Raw genomic sequence first — 24,347 nt, 5'->3', positions numbered from 1 at the left:
CGCGACCCTGCCGTCCGACGAGGCGATGGCCTACCTCGTCGACCACCTCGACGACCGGCACGCGGCGGCGGCCGCGATCAAGGCCGTCTCCCGCTTCCCGAGACGGGCGTTGCGCATCATCGCGAGCCGCGTCCCGGATTCGTCACCTGACCCACCTGGTCGCCTTCGACTCCGATGTCGTCGACCTGACCGGCGAAGTCGACGACCCGGTCGAGCTGCTGATGAAAGTCCAGCTCGGCGGCGGCACCGACATCGCCCGAGCCGTGGACTACGCCGCCGGACTGGTCGAGAACCCCAGGCGCGCCGTCATCGCCCTGATCACCGACTTCTACGAAGGCGGCAGCGAGTCGCGGCTCGTCCACACCGTGAAGGAACTGCGCGACCAGGGAACCGAGGTCCTCGGACTGGCCGCCCTGGACGAAGAGGCCAACCCCGAGTACGACCGGCGGCTGGCCGGGAGACTCGCCGCCGCCGGCGCCCACATCGGCGCCATGACCCCGGCGCACCTCGCCGAATTCGTCGCCGAAAGGCTGGCGACGTGAGAAGAGAGGACCTGCTCGCGCTCACCCCCGAGGGGCTCGCCGCGCTCGCCAACCGGGGCCTGGTCAAACGGGCCGCCAAGGAACTCGACGCCGGCGCCGTCCCCGACCTCCGGACCGGCGAGGACGGCACCGTCCACGCCGGCTTCCCCGACGGCGCCGAGACCGCCCTGCCCGCCGCAGGCGGCCTGGAGGCCGCCACCTGCACCTGCTCGACAGCCGCCAAATGCCGCCACCGCATCGGCGCCGTCCTCGCCTACCAGCGCCGGCACGAGACCGCCGCGCCCACCGAAACCGGGGCGACCGAGACTCCGGCTTCCATCACCGACGACCGACTGCGCGAGGCATTCGGCCGCCGCGCCCTCACCGCCGCCGACAAGACCCGACGCGCCGGCTACACCGCGCACCTCACCTGGCCCGGCCCCGACCGGCCCGCCGTCGCCGCACTGCCCGCGAGCACCGTCACCTTCCTCGTCCCGGGACGACTCGGCTACGTCCACACCGACGCCACCGGCCCCGCCCGCGGCACCGCGGTCATCCTGGCCGTCTGGGCCTTCCGCGAAGCCGAGCCCCAATCCCGGTCGGTCACCGTCGGCGGCGCCGCCGCGTCCGCCGGCGACCTGACCCGGGCCGTAGCGCTGTCCGAACAAGTCCTCCTCGACGGCGTCGAAGGCGCCGACACGGTCCTCACCGCCGCCCTGACCCGTGAGGCCGAGGCGCTCACCGAACGCCGACTCCACTGGCCCGCGGGAGCGCTGAACGACCTCGTCGACCAACTCCAGCGCCACCGCGACCGCGCGGCCTCCTACGACCCGCAGCGCCTCGCCGCCGTGCTCGCCGAGATCCCCGCCCGGCAACGGTCCTCGCGGGTTCCCACCGGCTCCCCGAACTCACAGATCCTCGGCAGCGACGAAGCCGACCAGACCCCGCTCGCCTTGACCCGCCTCACCGGTCTCGGCTGCCGCGTCGGCACCGACGGCGACAAGCGCACCGCCGAGATCTACCTGGCGCACTCCGAGACCGGGACGGTCCTGACCGTCAGACGCCACTGGCCGATCCCCGAAGACCGGACGCTCACCGGCCACGACCTGGCCGCCCGCCGCGTCGCGGGCTGCCGGATCGGCGCGCTGGCGAGCGGGAACGTCGTCACCGAAGCGGCTCGCCGGACCGCGGCCCGCGCGCTCGTGCTGGGCACCGGCCGTCTCGCCGAGACCCGGGCGCTGCCCCTCGGGCAGTCCTGGAACGACCTTCCGCCCAGCCTGCTGATCGGCGACCTGGACGCGCTCAAAACCCGGCTGGAGGCCATGCCGCCGGCACTGATCCGCCCGCGCGTGGACGCCGAACTGGTGCGCGTGATCGTCGTCGAGCACATCCGAGAGGTCGGCTACGACCCGGCCGCTCAGCGCCTCGAAGCCGTGGTCACCGCACCGGAAGGCGGCTCGGCGCGCCTGCGGGCCGCCTACAGGCCCTCCGCTCCCGGCGCCCTTGAAGCGATCGAGGCCGCCCTCGAACAGGACCCGACCGCGATCGCCGGGACGCTGCGCCGCCACCGAGGCGAGCTGATCGTCGAGCCGACGGCGATCCTCACCGCCGAAGGGGCGAAGGTCCCCGATCTCGCGCCCGGCGACGACACCGCCGACCTCGCCGCCGCATCGGTGACCGGGACCGACCCCGTCGCGGCCGCGCTGGAGACGGCGATCAGGGCCTGCGCGGACCTGGCCCACCGCGGCCTCCGGCACGCCCGAGAGCCCTCCCGCGAGCGCGCCGAGGAGGCCGCCGCCGGGCTTCGCCGCGTCGGACTCCAAAGCGCCGCAAGCTGTTTCGTCCAACTGTCCGAATCGTTGCGGATCGACGACGACGCGGCGCGAACCGCGGCCTGGACCCACGCCGCCATCCGAACCCTGACGACCGCCGAGCTATACTGAGCCGATCACCGGGCAATCCCCGGTTCTCTTTCTCCAGCCATGCGAACGACCGGGGCGACCGCGTCCCCGGCCGCGGTCGTCGGCTTCTCTCACCAAAAGCAATGGGGCTTTCTCATCGTGTTCGACCTGCAAGATCCGGTCTTCCTCGCCCACCGGGGCGGAAAACTGCGCACCGCCGCCACCGTCCCGCTGGACACCCGCGAGGACCTCTCGATCGCCTACACGCCCGGCGTGGCCTGCGTCTGCGAGGCGATCGCCGCCGACCGACGCCTCGCCCGCACGCACACCTGGCGGTCCAACCTGGTCGCCGTCGTGACCGACGGCAGCGCGGTACTCGGTCTCGGCGACATCGGCCCGGCCGCGTCCCTGCCGGTCATGGAGGGCAAAGCGGCCCTGTTCCGCGCCTTCGCCGACGTCGACGCCGTGCCGATCTGCCTCGACACCACCGACCCCGACCAGATCGTCGCGGCCGTGACCGCCATAGCCCCGTCCTTCGGCGGCGTCAACCTCGAGGACATCGCCGCGCCGCGCTGCTTCGAGATCGAGGCGCGCCTCAAAGCCGCCCTCGACATCCCCGTCTTCCACGACGACCAGCACGGCACCGCCGTCGTGGTGCTCGCCGCCCTGCGCGGCGCCCTGCGACTCCAGGACCGCCGGATCGAAGACCTCACCGCCGCCGTCATCGGCGCCGGAGCCGCCGGAGTCGCCATCACCAAGATCCTCCTCGAAGCCGGCATCGGCGACGTCGTCGTCTGCGACTCCAAGGGCATCGTCCACCCCGGACGCGACCGGCTCGGCCCGGTGAAGGAGGCGCTCGCCAAGACCACGAACCGCTTCGGGAAGACCGGCGGCGTCGAAGCCGCCCTCGCGGGCGCGGACGTCCTCATCGGCGTCTCCGGCGGCACCGTGGACGAGACGGCGGTATCCGGGATGGCCGAGGACGCGATCGTGTTCGCGCTGGCCAATCCGAACCCGGAGGTGGAGCCCGCGGTGGCGGCGAGGCACGCGGCGATCGTGGCGACCGGCCGCAGCGACCACCCCAACCAGATCAACAACGTCTTGGCATTCCCCGGGATCTTCCGGGGCGCGCTCGACGCCGGGGCCGGGGCGATCACCGAGGACATGAAGCTGGCCGCCGCCGAAGCGATCGCCGAATGCGTCGGCGACGACCTCGCCGCCGACCACATCGTTCCCTCGCCCCTCGACAAGGCGGTGGCCCCGGCGGTCGCGGCCGCCGTCAAGTCCGCCGCCTGACGTCGCGGTCCGGGAGGGACGGCGGCATCGCCGCCCTCCCGCGTTCAGCCTCGGGACGCGTCGATCCGGCCGGCCAGGCGCTCGATCGTCTCTCGGCCCTCCACTTGGGAGGCCCATTCCGCCGGCAGCGCGTCGTGGCCGTAGGCCGCGCCGAGCAGGTTGCCCAGGATCGCGCCGGTCGAGTCCGAGTCGCCGCCGTGGCTGACGGCCGCCACCAGCGACTCGCGCACGTCGTCGGTGCCCAGCAGGCAGTACACCGCGATCGCGAGGGCCTCCTCGGCGATCCAGCCCTCGCCCAGCGGCGCGCACGTGTTGGGCCCGGGAACCGTGTTCCCGGACAGCTCGTAGGCGCGCTGCAGCGCGTCGGCCGTCTCGGAGGCCTCCAGGCTCCGCCGCAGGTGCAGCATCGTGTGCGAGACGGCCTTCTGCGGCGATTCGCCGCGAAGCAGGTGCGACACCGTCATCGCGAACGCGCCCGCCGCCGAAGCGGCGGTCGGGTGCCCGTGGGTGATGGCCGAGCACTCGCTCGCCAGTGCGTAGGCCCGGGCGGGGGAGGAGGCCAGCAGTCCGAAGGGCGCCGAACGCATGACCGTCCCGCAGCCCTTCGAGTCGGCGTTGACTCCGGGCTCGCCGCCCTGCGCCAGCCCCGCGAGGCATGCGCTGCCCGGCGCGCGTCGCATGTAGAGCCACGGTTCGGCGGCCAGCCCTCGCGCGCCCATCGGCGGCATCGGCTTGGTCTGCGTGTCGTACCAGCGCAGGTAGGCGCGGCGGATCGACGCGAACTCGTCGCCGTCGGCGGCCTCGAGGAGCCCTTCGGCGGTGAACAGGGTCATCTGGGTGTCGTCGGTGACGTGGCTGTACCGGAGTTCGGTGACGCCGTCCGGGCCCCATTCCCGCTCGATCTGCGGCCAGGGGTCGAACTCCACTTGGTATCCGAGCGCGTCGCCGACCGCGCCTCCGATGAGGCAGCCCAGGATTCGGTCGTGTGGGGTGATGCGAGGAGTCACGCCCGGATCCTATTCGCCGCGGTCGAGCGGTGACGAAGGGGAGCGGAGGTCTTGACTGAGTGATCGATAACATGAACAATGTATCGACATGCTTCACACCAGAGGATGGGAGACGATGAAGTCCCTGAAACGATCCCGGACGATGGCCGCGGCGGCGGTAACCGCCGCCGCGGCCATCGCTGTCACGACCCTCACCGCGAACCAGGCATCCGCCGACGACGTCGACGCCAAGATCAAGGCCGACCTGGAGGACGCCACCGAGATCTCCGACCGCCTCTACGGTCTGTTCTATGAGGACATCAACCACGCCGCCGACGGCGGCCTCTACGCCGAACTGGTCCAGAACCGCTCCTTCGAGTTCAGCCCCGCGGACGAGGGCTCCTATCACTCCTTGACCGCCTGGGAGGTGGACGGCGATGCCGTTGTTACCGATAACGGCGGTCTCCACGAGAACAACGTCAACTACCTCAGCGCCGACGCCGGCACCACGATCGTCAACGCCGGCTACAACAGCGGAATGGCCTACGAGGCCGGTGCCTCCTACGACTTCTCGGTGTGGACCCGGACCGACGGCGCCGAGCTCACCGTCCAGCTCCTCGACGCCGACGGCGCGGTCGTCAGCGACCCGGTCGCCCTGACCGCGGGCGGCGGCGAGTGGACACGCGTCGAGACCGCCCTCACCGCGACGGCCTCCACGATCGACGGCCGGCTCGCCGTGACCACCGATGCCGCCGCCGACCTCGACATGGTCTCGCTGTTCCCGCACGAGACCTGGATGGGACGCGAGAACGGCCTGCGCCCCGACCTCGCCGAACTCATCGCCGACCTCGAACCGTCGTTCCTGCGCTTCCCGGGCGGCTGCCTGGTCAACTCGGGCACCTTCGACCCGGACAGCCGTCAGCGCTTCTACAACTGGAAGGACACCGTCGGCCCGGTCGAGCAGCGCAAGACCAACTTCAACATGTGGGGCTACAACCAGTCCTACGGCCTGGGCTACTTCGAGTACTTCCAGTTCGCCGAGGACCTCGACGCCGAACCGATCCCGGTGGTGCAGGCGGGCGTGACCGGCTGCGGCTGGAACGAGGTCGCCACGCCCGAGCAACTCGACGGCCTGGTGCAGGACGCGCTGGACCTCATCGAGTTCGCCAACGGCGACGTCGACACCGAATGGGGCGCGGTGCGCGCCGAGATGGGCCACCCCGAGCCGTTCGGCCTGGAGTACATCGGCATCGGCAACGAGGAGCCGAACTCCGAGGGCTACGCCGCCCACTACCCGGAGTTCGACCAGGCGATCCGGGAGGCGTACCCGGACATCGAGATCATCGCCAACTCCGGCCCCGACGACCAGGGCCCGATCTTCGACCGAGGCTGGGAGATCGCCCGCGAGCACGACGCCGACCTGGTCGACGAGCACTACTACAACTCGCCGGAGTGGTTCTTCTCCAACAACGACCGCTACGACTCCTACGACCGGAACGGCCCGCACGTGTTCCTCGGCGAGTACGCCTCCCAAGGCAACACCTGGTGGAACGCCCTCTCCGAAGCCTCGTACCTGACCGGCATCGAACGCAACGGCGACGTCGTCGACCTCGCCTCCTACGCCCCGCTGCTGTCCAACATCGGCTACGTCGACTGGGCTCCGGACATGATCTGGTTCGACAACCACCAGTCGGTGGCCTCGACCAGCTACGAAGTGCAGAAGCTGTTCAGCGCCCACGCCGGCGACGAGGTCTTCGCCTCCTCGATGGAGGCCGCGCCGATCGCGCAGCCGGACATCGCCGGAGGGATCGGCCTGGCCACCTGGAACACGGCCGCGGCCTACGACGACGTGCGCGTCACCGCCGCCGACGGCACCGTCCTGTTCGAGGACGACTTCTCGGCCGGGGCCGACGCCTGGACGCCCACCGGACCCGGCGGGACGCCGACCGGGAACTGGGAAGTGATCGACGGCGCGTACCACCAGACCGAGATCGTCACCGACGCCCGCTCCGTGGCCGGATCCACCGACTGGTCGAACTACACCATGGAACTCAAGGGCACCAAGACCGAGGGCTCCGAAGGCTTCCTGGTCATGTTCGGCGTCGAAGGCTCCGAGGACTACTACTGGTGGAACCTCGGCGGCTGGAACAACACCACCTCCGCGGTCGAGAAGGCCGGCGGCGGCGGGAAGTCCACCCTGGTCAACCACGACACGGTCATCGAGACCGGCCGCGCCTACGACCTCCGCCTGGAGGTCCGCGGCCGCACCATCACCGGCTACGTCGACGGCGAGCAGGCCTTCAGTGTGGTCGACGAGCAGCGGATCGAGCCGCTCTACCAGGTCGTCACCCGTGACGCGGAGACCGGAGCGGTCACCTTGAAGGTCGTCAACGCCCAAGCGCAGCCGATGGCCACCGAGGTCGAACTCGAGGGCCGCAAACTCAAGCGGACCGGCGAAGTCACCACGCTCGCCTGCGACCCGGGATGCGACAACATCCTCGGCCAAGAGCCCGTCCTCTATCCCGAGACCGAGCGGGTCAAGGGACTCGGCAACGAGTTCGTCTACGAGTTCGAGCCGTACTCGGTGACGTTCATCGAACTGATGCCGACCGGCCGGCGCTGAACCGGCACTCCCCAGGAACAGGCGGCCCGGCCGAAAGGCCGGGCCGCCGCATTGATCACGGTACCGTGCAGGACCGCTCGTCAGCGTCTGATGTCACGCTGTCTGAGCTCCGGCAGTACGGTGGAGACAGTCTTGAAGTCGTGGTCGACATGCAGCAGGACCAGGTCGTTGAGCACCGCGGTCGCGCACAGCAGGAGATCGACCACCCCGGCGCTTCGATGCTGACTCAATTGGGTGAGCTTGTACTGCGCCGTGTCCACCCAAGCCCACGCCTTCTTCGGGACCGGAACGTAGGCGAAGGCGAGGTCGAGGTCGTCGGCCAGCTCATCCCTGTGACGGGGGCTTTCCGCCGAGTAAAGGAATTCGATCCGAGTGGCGTCGCACACCCCGACGGATTTCGCGCTGATCTCCTGTTCCCAGACCTCCCGAGTGTCGGGATTCCTGAGCAGGTGCCATAGGGCCGAAGTATCGATGAGGAAGGTCATCGTCGGCTACGCGGCCTGATCCGTCCGGGCGATCCCGCCTTTGCGCGCTTCCTTGGCCGCTTCGTGTGCGGCGGCGGCGGCATCGAACTCTCCCCGATCGCCGCGCTCGGCAAGCCGCCGCAGCGCCTGGAGGCGCTTGGTTCTCGCGGCATACTCGGTAAGCGCTCGGTTCACGGTCTCCTTCTTGGTCTTCGTGCCCATGAGCTCCATGACCTCAGCCAGGGCGGCGTCGTCGATGTCGATCTGCGTAAGGGACATGGCGACCTCACATAATATCCATATGCTGTGTACATAATCATGATAACACGGGATGGCAAGCCATCCTTTATCGCATCACCGTGCGTCGGTTCTATACGTGAGCGTGCCGAAAGCCGACCTCGGAGCGGTCAGCTCCTCACGGGTACATGGGGCTCGGCATTCGTCGCGGCCGTGTCGGCATCCGCCGGCTCCGCGTCCGACTCGTCGCCCGCCACGATCGTCACCGGCGCCGAGGACGCCTGCGGGAGGCGTTTGCGGAGGGTGAAGACCAGCGCGATCGCGCTGATCCACAGCAGCGAGGCTCCCAGCATGTGCATGCCGACCAGCAGCTCCGGCAGGCCCGTGTAGTACTGGACGTACCCGATCAGGCCCTGCAGCAGCTCCACCGCCACCAGCAGGTGCGCCGCCCGCTTCGCCGCCTCCGGCGCCCGCACCGCGTGCAGCGCCGCGACCATCGCGAGCGTCAGACCCAGCAGCAGCCACACCCCGTCGGCGTGGAGCTGGGCCGCGAACTCGGAGTCCAGCCCGTTGCGCGGCGACTCCGGGTCGCCCGCGTGCGGCCCCGACCCGGTGACCACGACGCCCAGCGCGATCACCGCGAACGCCACCGCCGCCAGCGCGCGGCCCAGCACGACGACCGGCCTCGGCACCAACGGCTCCACCGGCCCGTCCGGCTCGCCGGACCGCAGGTACAGCGCCGTGGCGATTCCGAGGATGACGATCGAGGCCAGGAAGTGCAGCCCCACGACCCATGGATTCAAATCCGTCCAGACCGTGATGCCGCCGATGACCGCTTGCACGGGCACGAACGCCAGCACCCCAAGCGCCAGCCGCACCAGCGACGGCCGTCGCGGCGTCCGCGTCCAAGCCGCCACGAGCGCCGCGAGCGCGAGCGCGACCAGCACGAACGTCAGCATCCGGTTCCCGAACTCGATAGCCCCGTGGATTCCCATCGCCGGTGTGGCCGTCAACTGGCCCTCCGAGCAGTTGGGCCACTCGGCGCAGCCCAGGCCCGAGCCGGTCAGGCGCACCGCACCGCCGGTCACGACGATGCCGACATTGGCGATCAGGCTGGCCAGCGCCCACCGGCGCACCGCGGCCGGGTGGGAGAACCACCTCTGCAACAGGTTCACGGTGCCGAATGTATCCTCGGTGGCTTCGGCGCCCGCGTTCCCGGTGCCCGGATGTGGGCCGCGTCGGCTCCAGAACCAGTGAGGTTAGGCAATCCTGCGTGCCGGGTCTCACGATTGTCGCAGTCGACATACCTCCGCGAATTAAGTAACATTTTCCTTGTGGAAATGGTGACGAGGGCGATTGGCAGTCACTCGACCGACGGGGACACCCGCCGGCGGGTGTCGCAGCTGCTGCTGCAACGCGGCCACGCCACGGCCGCGGAGCTCGCCTGCGGCCTCGGCATCACCGCCACCGCCACCCGCCGCCATCTGGACGCGATGGAGTCGGAGGGCCAGGTCGAGACGCGGGTCATCAAGACCTCCAAGCGCGGCCGCCCGGCGAAGCACTACCAGCTCACGTCGGCCGCCCGCGCGTCGTTCGGCCACACCTACGACGACCTCGCGACCGAGGCGCTCCGCTGGATCCGGCGCTTCGAAGGCGAGGACGCCATCAGCTCCTTCGCCGCCGAACAGGTCGCCGGCCTGGAGGCCCGCTGCCGGGACGCCCTGGAGCGGGTCGACTCGGACGACCCGATGGCACGGGCGCAGGCGCTGGCCGACGCGCTTTCAGGTGAGGGCTACGCCGCAACGGCGTCGGTCATCGCCACCGGTGGGCAGCTGTGCCAGCACCATTGCCCTGTGGCAGGGGTGGCGGCGGAGTTCCCGCAGCTGTGTGAGGCGGAGACCCGCGTCATCAGCAAACTGCTGGGCGTCCACGTCCAGCGCCTGGCGACGATCGCCAACGGGGACGGAGTGTGTACTACTCACGTTCCAGGTCCGGTGCCGTTGCCCGCCCCGCGACGCACGGTCGCGGATCGACCGGACTGAACCAACCGACGGGTCAAAGGTGAGACTTGAGATGACCGACACGCAGAAGACTCCGCAGCTGAGCCAGGAAGAGGCCCTGGCCTCCCTGGACCGGTACGAGTACGGCTGGGCCGACTCCGACGTCGCCGGCGCGAACGCCAAGCGCGGGCTGACCGAAGAGGTCGTCCGCGACATCTCGGCGCGCAAGAACGAGCCGGAGTGGATGCTGCAGCGCCGCCTGAAGGGCCACCGGCTCTTCGGCCGCAAGCCGATGCCGAACTGGGGCGCGGATCTGACGGGCATCGACTTCGACAACATCAAGTACTACGTCGAGGCCTCCGAGAAGCAGGCCGAGTCCTGGGAAGAGCTGCCCGAGGACATCAAGAAGACCTACGACAAGCTCGGCATCCCCGAGGCCGAGCGCCAGCAGCTGGTCTCCGGCGTCGCGGCGCAGTACGAGTCGACCGTCCTCTACCACTCCATCCGCGAGGACCTGGAGCAGCAGGGCGTCATCTTCATGGACACCGACACCGGCCTGCGCGAGCACCCGGAGCTGTTCGAGGAGTACTTCGGCACCGTCATCCCCACCGGCGACAACAAGTTCGCGGCCCTGAACACGGCCGTGTGGTCCGGCGGGTCGTTCATCTACGTCCCCAAGGGCGTCCACGTCGACATCCCGCTCCAGGCCTACTTCCGGATCAACACCGAGAACATGGGCCAGTTCGAGCGGACGCTCATCATCGCCGACGAGGGCTCCTTCGTCCACTACATCGAGGGCTGCACCGCCCCGGTGTACTCCTCCGACTCGCTGCACTCGGCGGTCGTGGAGATCGTCGTCAAGAAGGACGCCCGGGTGCGGTACACGACCATCCAGAACTGGTCGAACAACGTTTACAACCTGGTCACCAAGCGCGCGGTCGCCGAGCAGGGCGCCACCATGGAATGGGTCGACGGCAACCTCGGCTCCAAGGTCACCATGAAGTACCCGGCCGTGGTCATGACCGGCGAGCACGCCAAGGGCGAGGTCCTGTCCGTGGCGATGGCCGGAGAGGGCCAGCACCAGGACACCGGCGCGAAGATGACCCACGCCGCTCCGAACACCTCCTCGACGATCATCTCGAAGTCGATCTCGCGCGGCGGCGGCCGCACCTCCTACCGCGGCCTGGTCAAGGTCGACGAGGGCTCCCACCACGCGAAGTCCACCGTCAAGTGCGACGCGCTGCTGGTCGACACCATCTCGCGCTCGGACACCTACCCGTACGTCGACATCCGTGAGGACGACGTCGACATGGGCCACGAGGCGACGGTCTCCAAGGTCGGCGAGGACCAGCTGTTCTACCTCATGAGCCGCGGCCTCACCGAGGACGAGGCGATGGCCATGATCGTGCGCGGCTTCATCGAGCCGATCGCCAAGGAGCTGCCGATGGAGTACGCCCTCGAGCTCAATCGCTTGATCGAACTCCAGATGGAAGGCGCGGTCGGTTAACGGCCAGGCAAGGACGAAGGAACCAGAGAACCTGATGAGCATTGAAGTGGCGGCGAAGCCGCACACCCACGGCAAGGGCGAGACACCGCCGAAGACGAAGTCGCAGCTGCTGCGCTCGTTCGACCCCGCCGACTTCCCGGCCCTGACCGGCCGCGAGGAGGAATGGCGGTTCACGCCGATCAAGCGCCTCGCCGGCCTCGACGACGTCGACACCGTCGCGGCGGTGAAGCCGGTCGACTACGCGCCGCGCGACCTGCCCGCCGGAGTCAAGGCCGAGACGGTCGACAAGACCGACCCGCGGCTCGGCTCGGTCCTCGAGCCCTTCGACCGGACCAGCGCCGTCGCCTGGGCCGGAAGCGAGAAGGCCCTGGTCGTCACCGTCGACCCCGAGGCCGAGATCGCCGAACCGGTCTGGATCGACGTGACCGGCGGCGGCCTCGACGGCGCCTCGTGGGCGCACACGTTCATCGAGGTCGGCCACCACGCGGACGTCACCGTGATCCTGCGCCACACCGGCGCGGCCCGCCTGGGCGACAACATCGAGATCGTCGTCGACGACTCGGCGCACCTGCGCCTGGTCTCGGTCGCCGAATGGGACCGCGAATCGGCCCAGGTCGAGCACCAGAAGGCCCGCCTCGGCGCCGACGCCAAGCTCGACCACATCGCGGTGAGCCTCGGCGGCGACCTCGTCCGCCAGTACCTGTCGGTCGACTTCGCCGCGCGCGGCGGCTCGGTCGACGCCTACGGCCTCTACTTCGCCGACACCGGCCAGCACATCGAGCACCGCCAGCTGGTCGACCACTCGGTCCCCGACTGCCGCTCCCGCGTGAACTACCGCGGCGCCCTCCAAGGCGACCAGGCCCACACCGTGTGGGTCGGCGACGTGCTCATCCAGGACGAGGCCACCGGCACCGACACCTACGAGGTCAACCGCAACCTGGTCCTCACCGACGGCGCCCGCGCCGACTCGGTGCCGAACCTGGAGATCGAGACCGGCGAGATCGCCGGCGCCGGGCACGCCTCGGCCACCGGACGGTTCGACGCCGACCAGCTGTTCTACCTCCAGTCGCGCGGCATCCCCGAAGACGAGGCCCGCCGCCTGGTGGTCAAGGGCTTCTTCAACGAGATAGTCCAGAAGATCCCGTCCGAGTCGCTGCGCGACGAGCTCACCGAGACCATCGTCGCCCGCCTGGACGCGGGTGAGGCGGTCGCCGCATGACCGAGCCCGAATTCATGCGCGTATGCGCGCTCGACGACCTGCCGGAGTCGCAGGCCGTGGCCGCCGACATCCACGGCACGTCGATCGTGCTCGTGCGCAAGGACGAGGAAGTCTTCGCCCTCTACGACGAGTGCACCCACGCCGCCGTGGCGCTCTCCGAGGGCGACGTCGAGGACTGCACGCTCGAATGCTGGCTGCACGGGTCGATGTTCGACCTGCGCACCGGCAAACCGACCGGGCCGCCGGCCACCGTGCCCGTGGCCACCTACCCGGTCGAGCTGCGCGACGGCGACGTGTACCTCAGCCTGAAACCGAAGACCACCGAAGAAGCCTGAAGGAAACCGACTTACCATGAGCAAGCTTGAGATCCGCGACCTGCAAGTCTCGGTAGAAACCGACGAGGGCGCCAAGCCGATCCTGCACGGCGTCGACCTCACCATCAACTCCGGCGAGACCCACGCCATCATGGGCCCCAACGGCTCCGGCAAGTCGACGCTGGCCTACTCGCTGGCCGGGCACCCGAAATACGAGGTCACCGGCGGCTCGGTGCTCCTCGACGGCGAAGACGTCCTCGAGATGAGCGTCGACGAGCGCGCCCGAGCCGGCCTGTTCCTCGCCATGCAGTACCCGGTCGAGGTCCCCGGCGTGAGCGTCTCGAACTTCCTGCGCACCGCCAAGACCGCCATCGACGGCGAGGCCCCGAAGCTGCGCACCTGGATGAAGGACCTCAAAGGCGCGATGACCTCGCTGAAGATGGACGAGGCGTTCATCAACCGCAATGTCAACGAGGGCTTCTCCGGCGGCGAGAAGAAGCGCCACGAGATCGTCCAGATGGAGCTGCTCAAGCCCAAGATGGCCGTCCTCGACGAGACCGACTCCGGCCTCGACGTCGACGCCCTCCGGATCGTCTCCGAAGGCGTGAACCACGCCAAGGAGACCACCGACTGCGGCGTCCTGCTCATCACCCACTACACGCGCATCCTGCGCTACGTCAAGCCCGACTTCGTCCACGTCTTCGTCGACGGGCGGATCGCCGAAGAAGGCGGCCCCGAGCTGGCCGAGAAGCTCGAAGCCGAAGGCTACGAGTCCTACGTCGGGTCTCAGGCGGCCTAGAAAGCAGAGGAGCCCAGTGGAGGCTGACACCAAGCTCGACGTCGAGGCGATCCGAGCGGACTTCCCGATCCTGCAGCGCAAGATCGGGGACCGGCCGCTCGCCTACCTCGACTCGGCGGCCACCTCGCAGCGCCCCGTCCAAGTCGTCGAGGCGATGCGACGGTTCACCGAGCACTCGAACGCCAACATCTCCCGCTCGGTCCACACCCTCGCCTCGGAGGCCACCGACGCCTATGAGGGGGCCCGCGCCAAGGTCGCCTCCTTCATCGGCGCTCCCAGCCCTGACGAGGTCGTCTTCACCAAGAACGCGACCGAGTCGATCAACGCGATGGCCTACGCCTTCCAGAACGCCACCGTCGAACGCGGCGCTGACCCGCGCTTCGTCCTGCGGCCCGGCGACGAGGTCGTGGTGACCGAGATGGAGCACCACGCCAACCTCGTGCCCTGGCAGCAGCTGTGCGAACGCACCGGCGCCACGCTCCGGTGGATCGGCATCACCGAGACCGGCAGACTCGACCTGGAGCACCTCGACGAGGTCGTGAGCGAGCGCACCAAGCTCGTCTCCTTCGTGCACGTCGCCAACCTCCTCGGCACGGTCAACCCGACCTCGCAGATCGTGGCCCGCGCCAAGGAGGTCGGCGCCGTCGTCGGGCTCGACGCCTCCCAGGCCGTCCCGCACCTGCCGGTGGACGTCACCGCGCTGGGCGTCGACTTCATCGCCTTCACCGGACACAAGATGCTCGGCCCCACCGGCATCGGCGTCCTGTGGGCCCGCGCCGAACTGCTCGACGCCATGCCCCCGTTCCTGTCCGGCGGCTCGATGATCGAGACCGTCACCATGGAGCGCACCACCTTCGCCAAAGCCCCGGCGAAGTTCGAGGCCGGCACGCCGCCGGTCGCCGAGGCCGTCGGCCTCGCGACCGCCGTCGACTACCTCGAAGCGCTCGGCATGGACAACATCCGCGCCCACGAGAAGCAGCTGGCCGGCTACATGCTCGAGCGGCTCGAGACCGTCCCGGGGCTGACGGTCGTCGGCCCGCGCGTCCCGATCGGCCGCGGCGCGACCGTATCGTTCACGATCGAGGACGTCCACCCGCACGACGTCGGACAGGTCCTCGACTCCGAGGGCGTCGCCGTGCGCGTCGGCCACCACTGCGCCAAACCGACCTGCATCCGCTTCGGCGTCACCGCCACCACCCGCGCGTCCGGCTACGTCTACACGACGACCGACGAAATAGACCGCCTGGTGTCGGCGTTGGAGAAGGTGCGAAAGGTGTTCGCCTGATGGATCTCGACGAGCTGTACCAAGAAGTCATCCTCGACCACTACAAGCACCCCAGGGGCGCCGGACTCAGGGAGCCCTACGAGGGGGAGTCGCACCAGGTCAACCCGACCTGCGGCGACGAGATCACCCTGCGCGTCCACGTGGAGGGAGACACCGTCGCCGACGTCTCCTACGAGAACGTCGGGTGCTCGATCTCCAAGGCCTCGGCCTCGGTGCTCTACGAGCTGGTCAACGGCGCGACGGTCGACGACGCGCTGGCCAAGATGGCCGAGTTCACCGAGCTGATGAACTCCCGGGGCCAGGGGGAACCGGACGAGGACGTGCTCGAGGACGCCGTGGCGTTCGCGGGCGTCTCCAAATACGTCATGCGCGTCAAGTGCGCGCTGCTGGGCTGGATGGCGTTCAAGGACGCCCTGGTCCGCGCCACCACCACGGCGACGCCCGCGGAGCCGTGAATGTACCGAGCCGCCGTACCGACTCCAGGAGGAGCCGCGCAATGACCGAAACCACGAAGCCCACCGAGGAGGACATCCTCGAGGCGATGAAGGACGTCGTCGACCCCGAGCTCGGCATCAACGTGGTCGACCTCGGCCTCGTCTACGGGGTCCACGTCGACGAGGAGAACATCGCCACCCTCGACATGACCCTCACCTCGGCGGCCTGCCCGCTGACCGACGTCATCGAGGACCAGTCCCGGTCCGCCCTCACCGGCGGCGCCGAAGGAGGCCTGGTCTCCGACATCCGCATCAACTGGGTGTGGATCCCGCCGTGGGGCCCGGACAAGATCACCGACGAAGGACGCGACCAACTGCGCGCACTCGGCTTCAACGTCTGATGGCGAGAGTCCGCCCCGCCGCGGGAGGAGGCCGGATCGTCGAAGTCGAGCCCGACCGACTCCCGCGCTGGGTCGAGCGCTTCGCCGAGCGCAACGGCGGCATCGCCTCCCACCAGGCCGAAGGCGACGCCTGGACCCTCGAGTCGAACGACGGTACCGTGGCCGACGTCACCTGGGCGCTGGCCGGTGCCATACCGCCCGACTGGCTCCTGGACGGCGAGCCGGCCGCGGTCGCCGAGCGCCTCCGCGACTACGCGCAGGAACCGCGCCGGATCGGCGTCCTCCTGGCCCGCAAGGGCTCCTATACGGTCGGCGTCGTCGTCGACGGCCGCATCGAGGCATCGAAGACCGGCTCGGCCTACGTCCAGGGCAAGACCAAGGCCGGAGGACAGTCGCAGCAGCGCTTCGCGCGCCGGCGGGACGAGCAGGCGAAGGCCTCGGCCAAACGCGCCACCGAATCGGCCGTCGCGGTCCTGGCCGGCACCGATATCGACGCCCTGGTGACCGGGGGCGTGGTCGAGCCGATCCTCGAGGATCCGCGCCTGCGCCACCTCGCCCCGGCGGTCCACTTCGGTGACATCACCGAACCCAAGCGGGCTCTGCTGACCGAGACCGCCTACCGGGCGATCTCGTTCGAGGTCCACATCGGCGACTGACGCCCTCCCTCGAGCCGCGGGGCCGGCGGGGCCGTCTCAGGAGTCGATGGCCAGCCGGGTGGACCAGTTGCCCTCGATCTGGTCCTGGACCTTCATATGGATCAGCTGCATGCCCTCCAGGGCCCGGGCGTACTTGAGGCCGCCGGTCCGGATCGGGCGCAGCCCGCCGTCCTCGCAGATGCCGGCGACCTTGGCGCACGCCTCCTCGTCGTCTCCGGCGATGAAGACGTCCAGGGCCTCCCCGCCCGCGAGGCGCCCGGCGAAGGTGGTGTTGAAGGCCTTGACGACCGCGGCGTCCGGCGCGGCCTCGGCGACCTGTTCGGCCGCCGACTTCCCCGGCGGGGTGACCAGCGCGTCGAAGCTCTCGAAGTCGACCGGGTTGCAGATGTCCACGACCGTCTTGCCGGAGAGCCGGTCGGACCAGCGCTCGGCCAGTTCCAGGCTCGCCTGGTAGGGCGTGGCGAACACGACGACGTCGGCCCCGCCGGGCTCCTCCAGCGCCTCGCCGGCGGCGTCGCCGCCGAGCTCGTCGGCGAGCGAGGCGGCCTTCTCCGGTTCCCGGTCGGCGATGCGGAAGCGCTGCCCGCCCGCGACCAGTCGCGTCCCGATGCCGCGGGCCATATTGCCCGAGCCCACTATGAGCGTCTCCATGTCTCCCCCTCGGTGTTGATTCGGAGCGGCCGACGCCGGCTCACAGCTGCGAGCGTAGGCGCGGCGGCCGGTCGGGGGAGCCGAAAGCCGCTATTGCGGGCGCTTGTCCACGGTCCAGGCGCCGGCCGGGACGATGATGTTGCCGATCTGCGCTTCGGAGTCGGTGTGGTTGATGATGTAGCGCCACGGGCCGCGGTCGACGACGTCGACGCCGGGCGAGCCGGGCCCGTTGAGGTCGAGGGCCTCGAACAGCCGGTCCCAGGCGTCGTCGACGAGTTTGCACGAGACGTACCAGGCCTCGCCCTCGCCGAACGGGTTCACGGTGACCGCCGGCTGGTTCTCGATGATCTCCCCGGTCGCGTACTGGGTGACGCACTGGGCGCCGCGCAGCTCGACCAGTTCGCAGAACCGCTCGGCGGCGCCGAAGTTCCACAGTGCCCTGACCTCGCCGGCCGGCTGCGGGAGGTGCTCGAGCACGCGGATGCCGAACAGGTCGGTGAGCCCGCCGAGATAGCCGCCGAGCCAGACCTGGCAGTTCTCGTCGACCGCGCCGGTGAAGTAGGAGGCGACCAGCCGCCCGCCTCCGGCGGTGAACCAGCGCAGGTTCTCGGCGGCGGCCTCGCTGAGCACGTACGTGGTCGGTGCGATGACCGTCGAGTACTTGCTCAGGTCGCCCTCCGGATGGGCGAAGTCGACGACGACGCCGCGGTCGCGCAGCACGCGGTGGATCTGGGCGACGTTCTCGAAATAGTCGACGCGGGCCGGAAGCGAGGCGTGCCCGCCGGTGGCCCACCACGACTCGGGGCTCCACAGGATCGCCACGTCGGCCTCGACCGGCTCGTCGGCGGCGTCGGCGAGGGCCGGCAGGGCCGCGCCGAACTCGACGACCTCCCGGAAGACGCGGGTGTCCTTGCCGGCGTGGGGGACCAGCGCGGAATGCCACTGCTCGGCGCCGCCGCGGCCCGAGCGCCACTGGAAGAACAGGGCCCCCCGGGAGCCGCGGCTGATGTGGATCATCGAGTGGCGGGCCATGCGACCAGGTCCCTTGGCGATCGTCCCGTCGGGGCTGTGGATGCCGCCGGCGGCCTGCTCCATGAGCAGCCACGGCTCCCCGCCGGCCCAGGCGCGCGAGAGGTCGGCGTGGAGGGCGCTCTCCCGCTCGGCGGTCTCGTCGGCCGCGCCGGGGTAGGAGTCGAAGGCGACCAGGTCCACCTCGCGGGCCCACTTCCAGTGGTCGACCGGCACCCATGCGCCGAACACGAAGTTGGTGGTGATGCGGATGTCGGGGTTGGCGCGGTGGAGGATGCCGCGCTGGGCGCGGTAGTGGTCGAGCAGGGCGTCGGAGGTGAAGCGTTTGAAGTCGAGTTCATGGGCGGGGTTGGTGAGGTACTGGGTCGCCCGCGGGGCGAGGATCTGGTCCCAATCGGAGTAGCGCTGGCTCCAGAAGTCGCCCCACCAGGCTTCGTTGAGAACTTCGAGGGTCTCGTACTTCGCGCGCAGCCAGTCGCGGAAGGCGCGTTCGGCGTGCGCTGAGTGGCTGGTGGTGCCGTATTCGTTGTGGACGTGCCACATCGCCAGCGCGGGGTGCTCCGCGTAGCGTTCGGCGAGCGCGGCGGCGATCCGCTCGGAGGCCTCGCGGTAGGCCGGGGCGTGGACGTCGTAGGTGTCGCGGGAGCCGTGGACCTGCCGCGTGCCGTCGGGGCGCTCGCCGAGTGCGTCGGGGTGGGCGAGGGTGAACCACGGCGGCGGCGAGGCGGTGGGGGTGGCGAGGTTGACGCCGATGCCGCCTTCGTGGAGTTTGGCCATGATCCGGTCGAGCCAGCCGAAGTCGTACTCGCCCTCGCGCGGTTCGAGCCGGGCCCAGGAGAAGACGCCGACGGTGACGAGGTTGACGCCGGCTTCGCGCATGAGGGCGATGTCGTCGTCCCAGACCGACTCGGGCCACTGCTCGGGGTTGTAGTCGCCGCCGTACCACAGGCCGTCGACGTCGTGGGGCCAATCCATGCGGGGGTCCTCCAGAAACACGGGGAGAGTTAGTTGCCCGTCAAAACTAACTGGTTCTCAGAGCGGTTGCCCACACGATTCTGGCGCAGAGCGACGCAGTGCCCTCATTCGGGAGCGAGCGCGGCGAACCGCTCCGACCGCAGGCGCTCGGGCCAGGTGTCGTCGAGCGGCGGCATGGTCGCCGGGTCGATGCCGACCGCCCACGCCAGCAGCAGGTCGGCCAGCCGCGGGTTGCGCGCCAGCGCCGGTCCGTGCATGTAGGTCCCGATGACGTGGCCGGCCCAGGCCCCTTCGGTGACGCCGTCGTTGCCCACGCCGGTGTTCACGTGGGCCAGCGGCTGCACCGCCTCGCCGAGGTGGGTCCGGCCGCCGTGGTTCTCGAAGCCCGTGATCGGGCCGATGCCGAGCGTCGGGGTGCCCTCGCCGGCGATCTCGCCGACCGCGCGGGTCTCGCCGCGGTCCGAGCGCAGGTCGAGGATGCCCAGGCCGGGGTAGCAGCGGCCGTTGGCGTAGAACGACTCGCCGAGCAGCTGGTAGCCGGCGCACACGGCCAGGATCGGCCTGCCGGCGTCGGCGGCCTTGCCGAGCGCGCCGTCGTCGAGGAGCCGCTCGGCGGCCACGGCCTGCGGCCCGTCCTCGCCGCCGCCGATCAGGTACATGTCGGCGCCGTGGGGGATGTGCTGGTCGCTGCGGATCTGCATCGGTTCGACGTCGATGCCGCGGGCGCGGGCCCGGTGCGCCAGTACCAGGAGGTTCCCGCGGTCGCCGTAGGTCGACAGCAGGTCGGGGTAGAGCCAGACGATGCGCAGGGTGCTAGGTGCCACAATCAAAACCGCTTTCTGAGCCGCTCAGTTGACCCGGTTGAATTCCGCTCGGATGTCCTGGAATGCCGTGTAGTTCGCGACGACCTCCACCGGTCCGGGCGAGACCGCGGCGATGGCGGCCCCGATGTCGTCGGCGACGACGAAGTCGACCCCGTCGACCTCGAGGCGCACCGCCAGGTCGGTGCGGCGGTCCCCGGTGACGACGACTTTGCGCCCGACCAGCGAGGTGAAGTCGACGTCGTAGATCCAGGAGGTGTCGAAGCCGTCGACCACGCGCGCGTTGAGCGAGAGCACCACCGGCGGGTCCTTCTCGATCATGTCGAAGGACTCGAGCCAGCCGGCCGGGTTCTTCGCCAGCAGCAGCCGCAACTGGCGTCCGTCGCGCTCGACCTTGGCGTAGCGCCCGGCCACCGAGGTGACCTGCGAGAGGCGAGGCACGGCCTGGGCCGGCTCGACCCCGAACAGGCTCGCGATCGCCAGCGCCGTGGCCGCGTTGGCCCGGTTGACCCGGCCCGGCAGCTGCAGGTCGAGATCGTAGCGGCGTCCGTCGGGTCCGACGACGGCCTCGCCGGTGTGCGCCACCGACCACTGCGGGCTGGGGCGGTTGAGTCCGCAGTTGGTGCAGCGCCAGAACTCCCCGAAGCGGTCGAGGTGGGACCCGCAGTTCGGGCAGATCGACGAGTCCTGGGTCCAGTTCTGTCCGGCCGCGACCCACACGACGCGCTCGCATACGGAGGCGGCCCAGACGACGAGCGGGTCGTCGGCGTTGGCGACGATCGTGGTGTGCCCCGCCGAGTTCTCGAGGGTCTGGCGCCACTTGGCGGCCAGCGAGGTGACCTCCATCGCGCGGTCGAGTTGGTCGCGGGAGAGGTTCAGCAGGGCCACGACCTTCGGATGCGCCGCGTCCAGGAGCTGGCCGAGGTAGTGCTCGTCGCATTCGAGCGCGGCGTAGGTGGCCCGCAGCGACTTGGCCAGCGCCGTGGTGTGGCCGGTCGGCATGTTGGCGCCGAAGGAGTTCGTGGCGACCTTCCCGATCGCTTCGAGCGCGGCGGTGGTGAAGCGGGTGGTGGTCGTCTTCCCGTTGGTGCCCGAGACCAGCACGACGTGGCGTCCGTCGGCGAGCAGCTCGAGCAGCCGGGGTTCGACTATCAGGCCGACGCGGCCGCCGATGACCGACCCGTCACCGCGTCCGGTCGCCCGCGACAGTGCCGCCGCGGTCCGCAGCAGTGCGGTGGCGAATTTCGCGCGGGGGGTCAGATTCGCGCTCATGTGGGCTCGCTTTCCACTTGATCGGACTCGACGGCTATGCCCAAGAGTTTGTCACACGTCCGACCGGGCTCGTGCCGAGTGGCATGGGGTGCGTGAGGCGTTCGGTGCGACGGGGGCCCCGGGGCGCCCCCACTCCGCTCCACCTGCAGAGTCGCGGTCGCGGCGCGGATGCGGACCGGTAGCCAGGCAACCGCATTCCGCAGTCGCCCGCCTCGCTCAGTGTCCCCATGCGACTCCGCTCGGTCGGCGCCCGTACCTGGCCCACGCCGACCGAACGGGTGAAATACGAGCGGTACTCACGTCTACTCCTTCAAGTGGTCCACTCGCCACTCCACCCTCCACCACCAACCCTGAGCTGCACCTTCATCTTCCGAATCATGGAATTCGCACGGAAACAACCCCCAGGGGTGGGGAGAAGTGGAGTAAGGTGGGGCGCATTGGCGGGACGAGGGTCCCGTCGTCGCGGCCAGAGGGGCCGCGCAGCCTGAAGGTCACAGGGGGTGGCGCCGATGTTCCTCGGCACCCACAACCCGCGCCTGGACGACAAGGGCCGCGTCATCCTCCCCGCGAAGTTCCGCGAAGCACTCGCCGAGGGGGTGGTGATCACGAAAGGCCAGGAACGGTGCCTCTACGTCTTCCCCCAAGACGAGTTCGCCCGCCTGGCCGACGCGCTGCAACGAGCGCCGATGTTCAGCAAGGCCGCCCGGGCCTACAACCGCGTGTTCTTCGCCTCCGCCCACGACGAGGCCCTCGACAAGCAGGGACGGGTCACCATCCCGCCCCGGCTCCGCGAATACGCCGGACTCGAGCGCGACCTGGCCGTCATCGGCGCCTCCAACCGCGTCGAGATCTGGGACTCGGCGACGTGGGACGCCTACCTGGAGGCCTCGGAAGAGGCCTTCTCCGACATCGAACAAGGCGACCTGCCCGAAGGACTGTGAGAAGGAGGTGAGACTCATGAGCGCACCGCACCTGCCCGTCATGCTCGACGAGGTGCTCGAACTGCTCGCGCCGCCGGCCGCCAAGCCGAGCGCGCTGGCCGTCGACGCCACCCTCGGCGCCGGAGGCCACACCGAGGCGCTCCTGAACGCCCACCCCGACCTCACGGTCATCGGCGTCGACCGCGACCCGACCGCACTCGAACTCGCCTCCGAACGCCTGGCCGCCTTCGGACACCGCTTCATCCCGGCCCGCGCGGTCTACGACGCGATACCGCGGGTGCTGTCCGAACACGGCTTCGAGGCCGCCGACGCGATCCTCTTCGACCTCGGCGTCTCCTCGATGCAGCTCGACCGCCCCGAGCGCGGCTTCTCCTACGCCCAGGACGCGCCCCTGGACATGCGCATGAACCCCGACGACCGCCTCACCGCCGAGATCGTCGTCAACACCTACGAGGTCCCCGACCTCGTGCGCATCCTGCGCGACTACGGCGAGGAGAAGTTCGCCCCGCGCGTCGCCAAAGCCATCGCCGCCGCCCGCGCCGAAGCGCCGATCACCTCCAGCCGCGCGCTGGCCGATCTGGTGCGCGAGGCGATCCCGGCCGCGACCCGGCGCACCGGCGGCAACCCCGCCAAACGGACCTTCCAGGCCCTGCGCATCGAGGTGAACCGCGAACTCGAGACCTGGTCGGCCGCGCTGCCGGCCGCCCTCGACGTCACCGCCGTCGGCGGACGCGTCGTGGTGATGTCCTACCACTCCCTGGAGGACCGCATCACCAAACGCGAGCTGGCCAGGCGGGCCAGCTCCACCACCCCGGCCGGCCTGCCGGTCGACCTCCCCGGAACCGAGCCGGAATTCCGGCTCTTGACAAGGAAAGCCCAACAACCCACTCGCACCGAACTCGACCGAAACCCGCGCTCGGCGCCCGCGCGACTGCGCGCCGCCGAACGCATAGCACCGTCCACCGGAGGAGGAGGCGACTCATGAGCAACGCGCCATACCGTCGGGCCCAGGCAGATGCCGACGAGATCATCAAGGCCGCCCGTCGCCGGGCCCGCGCCGCTTCCTCGCGGCGACGTGCCCTGGTCGGCGAGTCGAGTGAAGCTCCGGTAGTCGACGGTTCGCTGGCGCTGCAGCCGGCCACCGCCCCGGTCGAGGCGCCGCCCGCACCGGACGAGCGCAAGACCGAGCCGGTCCCCGTTCCCGGCCGCCGCGCGGCCGAGCGCCCGGAGGCCCGGCCCGCTCCCGAGCCGGTCGAGGTGCCGCGCCCGGCCTTCGTCGCCGGCGTCGTCGCGCTGGTCGTGGCCGGGATCGTGGGTCTGCTGCTGCTGAACACGGTCATCAACGAGGACGCCTACCACCTCCAGGACCTGCGGAGCGACGGCGTCGAACTGAGCCAGACCGAGCAGCAGCTCAACGCCCAACTGGCCGACCTGCGCTCGCCGAACAACCTCGAGGTCGCCGCCGAGGACTACGGCATGGTCAAGCCCGACAAGGTGCTCATGCTGGACCTGTCGACCGGCACGATCGTCGAGCGGCCTTGGGGCGGAGAGTAGCGACTCCTTGACTTCGTCCCCTCCCCGAGGGGAGGGGATTCCAGTCGTCACCGACTGGGTTTCCTGTTTCATCGACAGTCGCGCCAACACCCGGGGGTGTCAGTGTCTTACACCGTCTCGGCAGGCGGTAACGGCCAGCCCGGCCGCCAGAATGTTCTTCGCCGCGTTCACATCGCGGTCCTGGGTGTGGCCACAGTCAGCGTCGGAGCAGCGGAACGTTCGCTGCGCCAGCGGCATCTGCTCTACCAGCGCACCGCATGCCGAACACGTCTTGCTGGAAGGCAGCCAACGGTCGACGGCGACCACGGTCCGGCCCGCCCATTCGGCTTTGTATTGGAGCATGCGGCGGAACTCGGCCCAGGCGGCGTCCGCGATCGCGCGGGACAGGCGGTGACCTGCGAGCATCCCGCGCACGTGCAGGTCCTCCACGGCGATCACTTGGTTCTCGTTGACCAGCCGGG

The 24,347-nt window shown here is 69.9% G+C and carries 25 protein-coding genes; 16 read left to right on the top strand and 9 right to left on the bottom strand.

The features are described from left to right. The first annotated feature begins 137 nt into the window (after window positions 1-137). The 3 genes from ACYVL2_RS13405 (at window position 138) to ACYVL2_RS13395 (ending at window position 3,718) form a co-directional block, all read left to right on the top strand. Complete coding sequence (locus ACYVL2_RS13405) at window positions 138-542, top strand: VWA domain-containing protein (RefSeq protein ID WP_460544239.1); 405 nt, start codon at window positions 138-140, stop codon at window positions 540-542. Continuing rightward, window positions 539-2,464: an SWIM zinc finger family protein gene (locus tag ACYVL2_RS13400; protein ID WP_460544087.1), complete on the top strand. Its 1,926-nt coding sequence runs from the start codon at window positions 539-541 to the stop codon at window positions 2,462-2,464. Before ACYVL2_RS13405 ends, ACYVL2_RS13400 begins: the two co-directional genes overlap by 4 nt. A 117-nt stretch (window positions 2,465-2,581) precedes the next feature. Continuing rightward, entirely contained in the window at window positions 2,582-3,718 is a 1,137-nt protein-coding gene (locus ACYVL2_RS13395) for an NAD(P)-dependent malic enzyme (protein WP_460544085.1), read from the top strand. Between the two features lie 44 nt (window positions 3,719-3,762). Here the strand turns inward: ACYVL2_RS13395 and ACYVL2_RS13390 are convergent, their stop codons facing one another. Next, on the bottom strand, window positions 3,763-4,725 hold the full coding sequence (locus tag ACYVL2_RS13390) for an ADP-ribosylglycohydrolase family protein (protein ID WP_460544083.1): 963 nt from the start codon (window positions 4,723-4,725) through the stop codon (window positions 3,763-3,765). Between the two features lie 88 nt (window positions 4,726-4,813). On the opposite strand from ACYVL2_RS13390, the gene ACYVL2_RS13385 reads away from it, so the two are divergent. After that, window positions 4,814-7,327 (top strand): alpha-L-arabinofuranosidase C-terminal domain-containing protein, encoded by a 2,514-nt coding sequence (locus ACYVL2_RS13385; protein WP_460544081.1) that lies wholly within the window; start codon window positions 4,814-4,816, stop codon window positions 7,325-7,327. A gap of 80 nt (window positions 7,328-7,407) precedes the next feature. On the opposite strand, the gene ACYVL2_RS13380 is transcribed toward ACYVL2_RS13385, so the two are convergent. The 3 genes from ACYVL2_RS13380 to ACYVL2_RS13370 all read right to left on the bottom strand — a co-directional run bounded on the left by ACYVL2_RS13380 (window position 7,408) and on the right by ACYVL2_RS13370 (window position 9,203). Beyond that, window positions 7,408-7,812, bottom strand: coding sequence for a PIN domain-containing protein (locus tag ACYVL2_RS13380; RefSeq protein WP_460544079.1), 405 nt, complete (start codon window positions 7,810-7,812; stop codon window positions 7,408-7,410). Window positions 7,813-7,818: 6 nt separating this feature from the next. Further along, window positions 7,819-8,070 carry a type II toxin-antitoxin system VapB family antitoxin gene (locus tag ACYVL2_RS13375; protein ID WP_460544077.1) on the bottom strand — a complete coding sequence of 84 codons (252 nt, stop codon included), beginning with the start codon at window positions 8,068-8,070 and terminating at the stop codon, window positions 7,819-7,821. A gap of 128 nt (window positions 8,071-8,198) precedes the next feature. After that, window positions 8,199-9,203 carry a COX15/CtaA family protein gene (locus tag ACYVL2_RS13370; protein WP_460544075.1) on the bottom strand — a complete coding sequence of 335 codons (1,005 nt, stop codon included), beginning with the start codon at window positions 9,201-9,203 and terminating at the stop codon, window positions 8,199-8,201. Between the two features lie 165 nt (window positions 9,204-9,368). Between ACYVL2_RS13370 and ACYVL2_RS13365 the strand changes: the two genes are divergently transcribed. The 9 genes from ACYVL2_RS13365 to ACYVL2_RS13325 are packed head-to-tail and all read left to right on the top strand — an operon-like array spanning window position 9,369 to window position 16,643. Then, window positions 9,369-10,070, top strand: a complete 702-nt coding sequence (locus tag ACYVL2_RS13365; RefSeq protein ID WP_460544237.1) for a helix-turn-helix transcriptional regulator — start codon at window positions 9,369-9,371, stop codon at window positions 10,068-10,070. A 31-nt stretch (window positions 10,071-10,101) separates the two neighbouring features. Next, window positions 10,102-11,535: a Fe-S cluster assembly protein SufB gene (sufB, locus tag ACYVL2_RS13360; protein WP_460544073.1), complete on the top strand. Its 1,434-nt coding sequence runs from the start codon at window positions 10,102-10,104 to the stop codon at window positions 11,533-11,535. Between the two features lie 34 nt (window positions 11,536-11,569). Further along, window positions 11,570-12,754 (top strand): SufD family Fe-S cluster assembly protein, encoded by a 1,185-nt coding sequence (gene sufD / locus ACYVL2_RS13355; protein WP_460544071.1) that lies wholly within the window; start codon window positions 11,570-11,572, stop codon window positions 12,752-12,754. Then, window positions 12,751-13,089, top strand: coding sequence for a non-heme iron oxygenase ferredoxin subunit (locus ACYVL2_RS13350; protein ID WP_460544069.1), 339 nt, complete (start codon window positions 12,751-12,753; stop codon window positions 13,087-13,089). Before sufD ends, ACYVL2_RS13350 begins: the two co-directional genes overlap by 4 nt. 16 nt (window positions 13,090-13,105) lie before the next feature. Further along, entirely contained in the window at window positions 13,106-13,867 is a 762-nt protein-coding gene (gene sufC / locus ACYVL2_RS13345) for an ABC transporter ATP-binding protein (RefSeq protein ID WP_460544067.1), read from the top strand. Between the two features lie 16 nt (window positions 13,868-13,883). Next, entirely contained in the window at window positions 13,884-15,152 is a 1,269-nt protein-coding gene (locus ACYVL2_RS13340; RefSeq protein ID WP_460544065.1) for a cysteine desulfurase, read from the top strand. Beyond that, entirely contained in the window at window positions 15,152-15,607 is a 456-nt protein-coding gene (gene sufU / locus ACYVL2_RS13335; RefSeq protein WP_460544063.1) for an iron-sulfur cluster assembly scaffold protein, read from the top strand. The genes ACYVL2_RS13340 and sufU overlap by 1 nt, the downstream gene beginning before the upstream one ends. 41 nt (window positions 15,608-15,648) lie before the next feature. Then, entirely contained in the window at window positions 15,649-15,987 is a 339-nt protein-coding gene (locus ACYVL2_RS13330; RefSeq protein WP_460544061.1) for a metal-sulfur cluster assembly factor, read from the top strand. Beyond that, the gene (locus ACYVL2_RS13325; protein WP_460544059.1) at window positions 15,987-16,643 is read left to right on the top strand and encodes an acVLRF1 family peptidyl-tRNA hydrolase; all 657 of its coding nucleotides are present in this window, start codon (window positions 15,987-15,989) and stop codon (window positions 16,641-16,643) included. Before ACYVL2_RS13330 ends, ACYVL2_RS13325 begins: the two co-directional genes overlap by 1 nt. Before the next feature lie 36 nt (window positions 16,644-16,679). On the opposite strand, the gene ACYVL2_RS13320 is transcribed toward ACYVL2_RS13325, so the two are convergent. From ACYVL2_RS13320 to ACYVL2_RS13305, 4 genes are all read right to left on the bottom strand, one after another. Then, window positions 16,680-17,294 carry an NADPH-dependent F420 reductase gene (locus ACYVL2_RS13320; RefSeq protein WP_460544057.1) on the bottom strand — a complete coding sequence of 205 codons (615 nt, stop codon included), beginning with the start codon at window positions 17,292-17,294 and terminating at the stop codon, window positions 16,680-16,682. A gap of 90 nt (window positions 17,295-17,384) precedes the next feature. Beyond that, on the bottom strand, window positions 17,385-19,298 hold the full coding sequence (locus tag ACYVL2_RS13315; protein ID WP_460544055.1) for a beta-galactosidase: 1,914 nt from the start codon (window positions 19,296-19,298) through the stop codon (window positions 17,385-17,387). 104 nt (window positions 19,299-19,402) lie between these two features. Then, a complete protein-coding gene (locus tag ACYVL2_RS13310; RefSeq protein WP_460544053.1) occupies window positions 19,403-20,122 on the bottom strand; it encodes a type 1 glutamine amidotransferase in 720 nt (239 codons plus the stop codon). A 24-nt stretch (window positions 20,123-20,146) separates the two neighbouring features. Beyond that, a complete protein-coding gene (locus tag ACYVL2_RS13305; protein ID WP_460544051.1) occupies window positions 20,147-21,391 on the bottom strand; it encodes a Mur ligase family protein in 1,245 nt (414 codons plus the stop codon). 509 nt (window positions 21,392-21,900) lie between these two features. On the opposite strand from ACYVL2_RS13305, the gene mraZ reads away from it, so the two are divergent. Genes mraZ through ACYVL2_RS13290 form a run of 3 tightly spaced genes read left to right on the top strand, consistent with a single transcriptional unit; the run spans window position 21,901 to window position 23,886 of the window. Continuing rightward, the gene (gene mraZ, locus ACYVL2_RS13300) at window positions 21,901-22,332 is read left to right on the top strand and encodes a division/cell wall cluster transcriptional repressor MraZ (RefSeq protein WP_460544235.1); all 432 of its coding nucleotides are present in this window, start codon (window positions 21,901-21,903) and stop codon (window positions 22,330-22,332) included. A gap of 16 nt (window positions 22,333-22,348) precedes the next feature. Continuing rightward, entirely contained in the window at window positions 22,349-23,317 is a 969-nt protein-coding gene (rsmH, locus tag ACYVL2_RS13295) for a 16S rRNA (cytosine(1402)-N(4))-methyltransferase (RefSeq protein ID WP_460544049.1), read from the top strand. Further along, complete coding sequence (locus tag ACYVL2_RS13290; RefSeq protein ID WP_460544047.1) at window positions 23,314-23,886, top strand: hypothetical protein; 573 nt, start codon at window positions 23,314-23,316, stop codon at window positions 23,884-23,886. The genes rsmH and ACYVL2_RS13290 overlap by 4 nt, the downstream gene beginning before the upstream one ends. A gap of 99 nt (window positions 23,887-23,985) precedes the next feature. On the opposite strand, the gene ACYVL2_RS13285 is transcribed toward ACYVL2_RS13290, so the two are convergent. After that, the coding region (locus ACYVL2_RS13285; protein ID WP_460544045.1) for an RNA-guided endonuclease InsQ/TnpB family protein at window positions 23,986-24,347 on the bottom strand (362 nt) is incomplete at its 5' end.

The organism is Glycomyces halotolerans (assembly GCF_054779575.1).
Note: the sequence above shows the minus strand (reverse complement) of the source record. Positions and strands in the feature narration are given on the sequence as shown.

Bases quoted from the DNA above. Each gene is read 5' to 3' on its own strand.
- ACYVL2_RS13385 (WP_460544081.1), top strand. From the start codon at position 4,814: ATGCTTCACACCAGAGGATGGGAGACGATGAAGTCCCTGAAACGATCC.
- ACYVL2_RS13380 (WP_460544079.1), bottom strand. From the start codon at position 7,812: ATGACCTTCCTCATCGATACTTCGGCCCTATGGCACCTGCTCAGGAAT.
- ACYVL2_RS13375 (WP_460544077.1), bottom strand. From the start codon at position 8,070: ATGTCCCTTACGCAGATCGACATCGACGACGCCGCCCTGGCTGAGGTC.
- ACYVL2_RS13365 (WP_460544237.1), top strand. From the start codon at position 9,369: ATGGTGACGAGGGCGATTGGCAGTCACTCGACCGACGGGGACACCCGC.
- sufB (WP_460544073.1), top strand. From the start codon at position 10,102: ATGACCGACACGCAGAAGACTCCGCAGCTGAGCCAGGAAGAGGCCCTG.
- sufD (WP_460544071.1), top strand. From the start codon at position 11,570: ATGAGCATTGAAGTGGCGGCGAAGCCGCACACCCACGGCAAGGGCGAG.
- ACYVL2_RS13350 (WP_460544069.1), top strand. From the start codon at position 12,751: ATGACCGAGCCCGAATTCATGCGCGTATGCGCGCTCGACGACCTGCCG.
- sufC (WP_460544067.1), top strand. From the start codon at position 13,106: ATGAGCAAGCTTGAGATCCGCGACCTGCAAGTCTCGGTAGAAACCGAC.
- sufU (WP_460544063.1), top strand. From the start codon at position 15,152: ATGGATCTCGACGAGCTGTACCAAGAAGTCATCCTCGACCACTACAAG.
- ACYVL2_RS13330 (WP_460544061.1), top strand. From the start codon at position 15,649: ATGACCGAAACCACGAAGCCCACCGAGGAGGACATCCTCGAGGCGATG.
- ACYVL2_RS13325 (WP_460544059.1), top strand. From the start codon at position 15,987: ATGGCGAGAGTCCGCCCCGCCGCGGGAGGAGGCCGGATCGTCGAAGTC.
- ACYVL2_RS13320 (WP_460544057.1), bottom strand. From the start codon at position 17,294: ATGGAGACGCTCATAGTGGGCTCGGGCAATATGGCCCGCGGCATCGGG.
- ACYVL2_RS13315 (WP_460544055.1), bottom strand. From the start codon at position 19,298: ATGGATTGGCCCCACGACGTCGACGGCCTGTGGTACGGCGGCGACTAC.
- ACYVL2_RS13305 (WP_460544051.1), bottom strand. From the start codon at position 21,391: ATGAGCGCGAATCTGACCCCCCGCGCGAAATTCGCCACCGCACTGCTG.
- mraZ (WP_460544235.1), top strand. From the start codon at position 21,901: ATGTTCCTCGGCACCCACAACCCGCGCCTGGACGACAAGGGCCGCGTC.
- rsmH (WP_460544049.1), top strand. From the start codon at position 22,349: ATGAGCGCACCGCACCTGCCCGTCATGCTCGACGAGGTGCTCGAACTG.
- ACYVL2_RS13290 (WP_460544047.1), top strand. From the start codon at position 23,314: ATGAGCAACGCGCCATACCGTCGGGCCCAGGCAGATGCCGACGAGATC.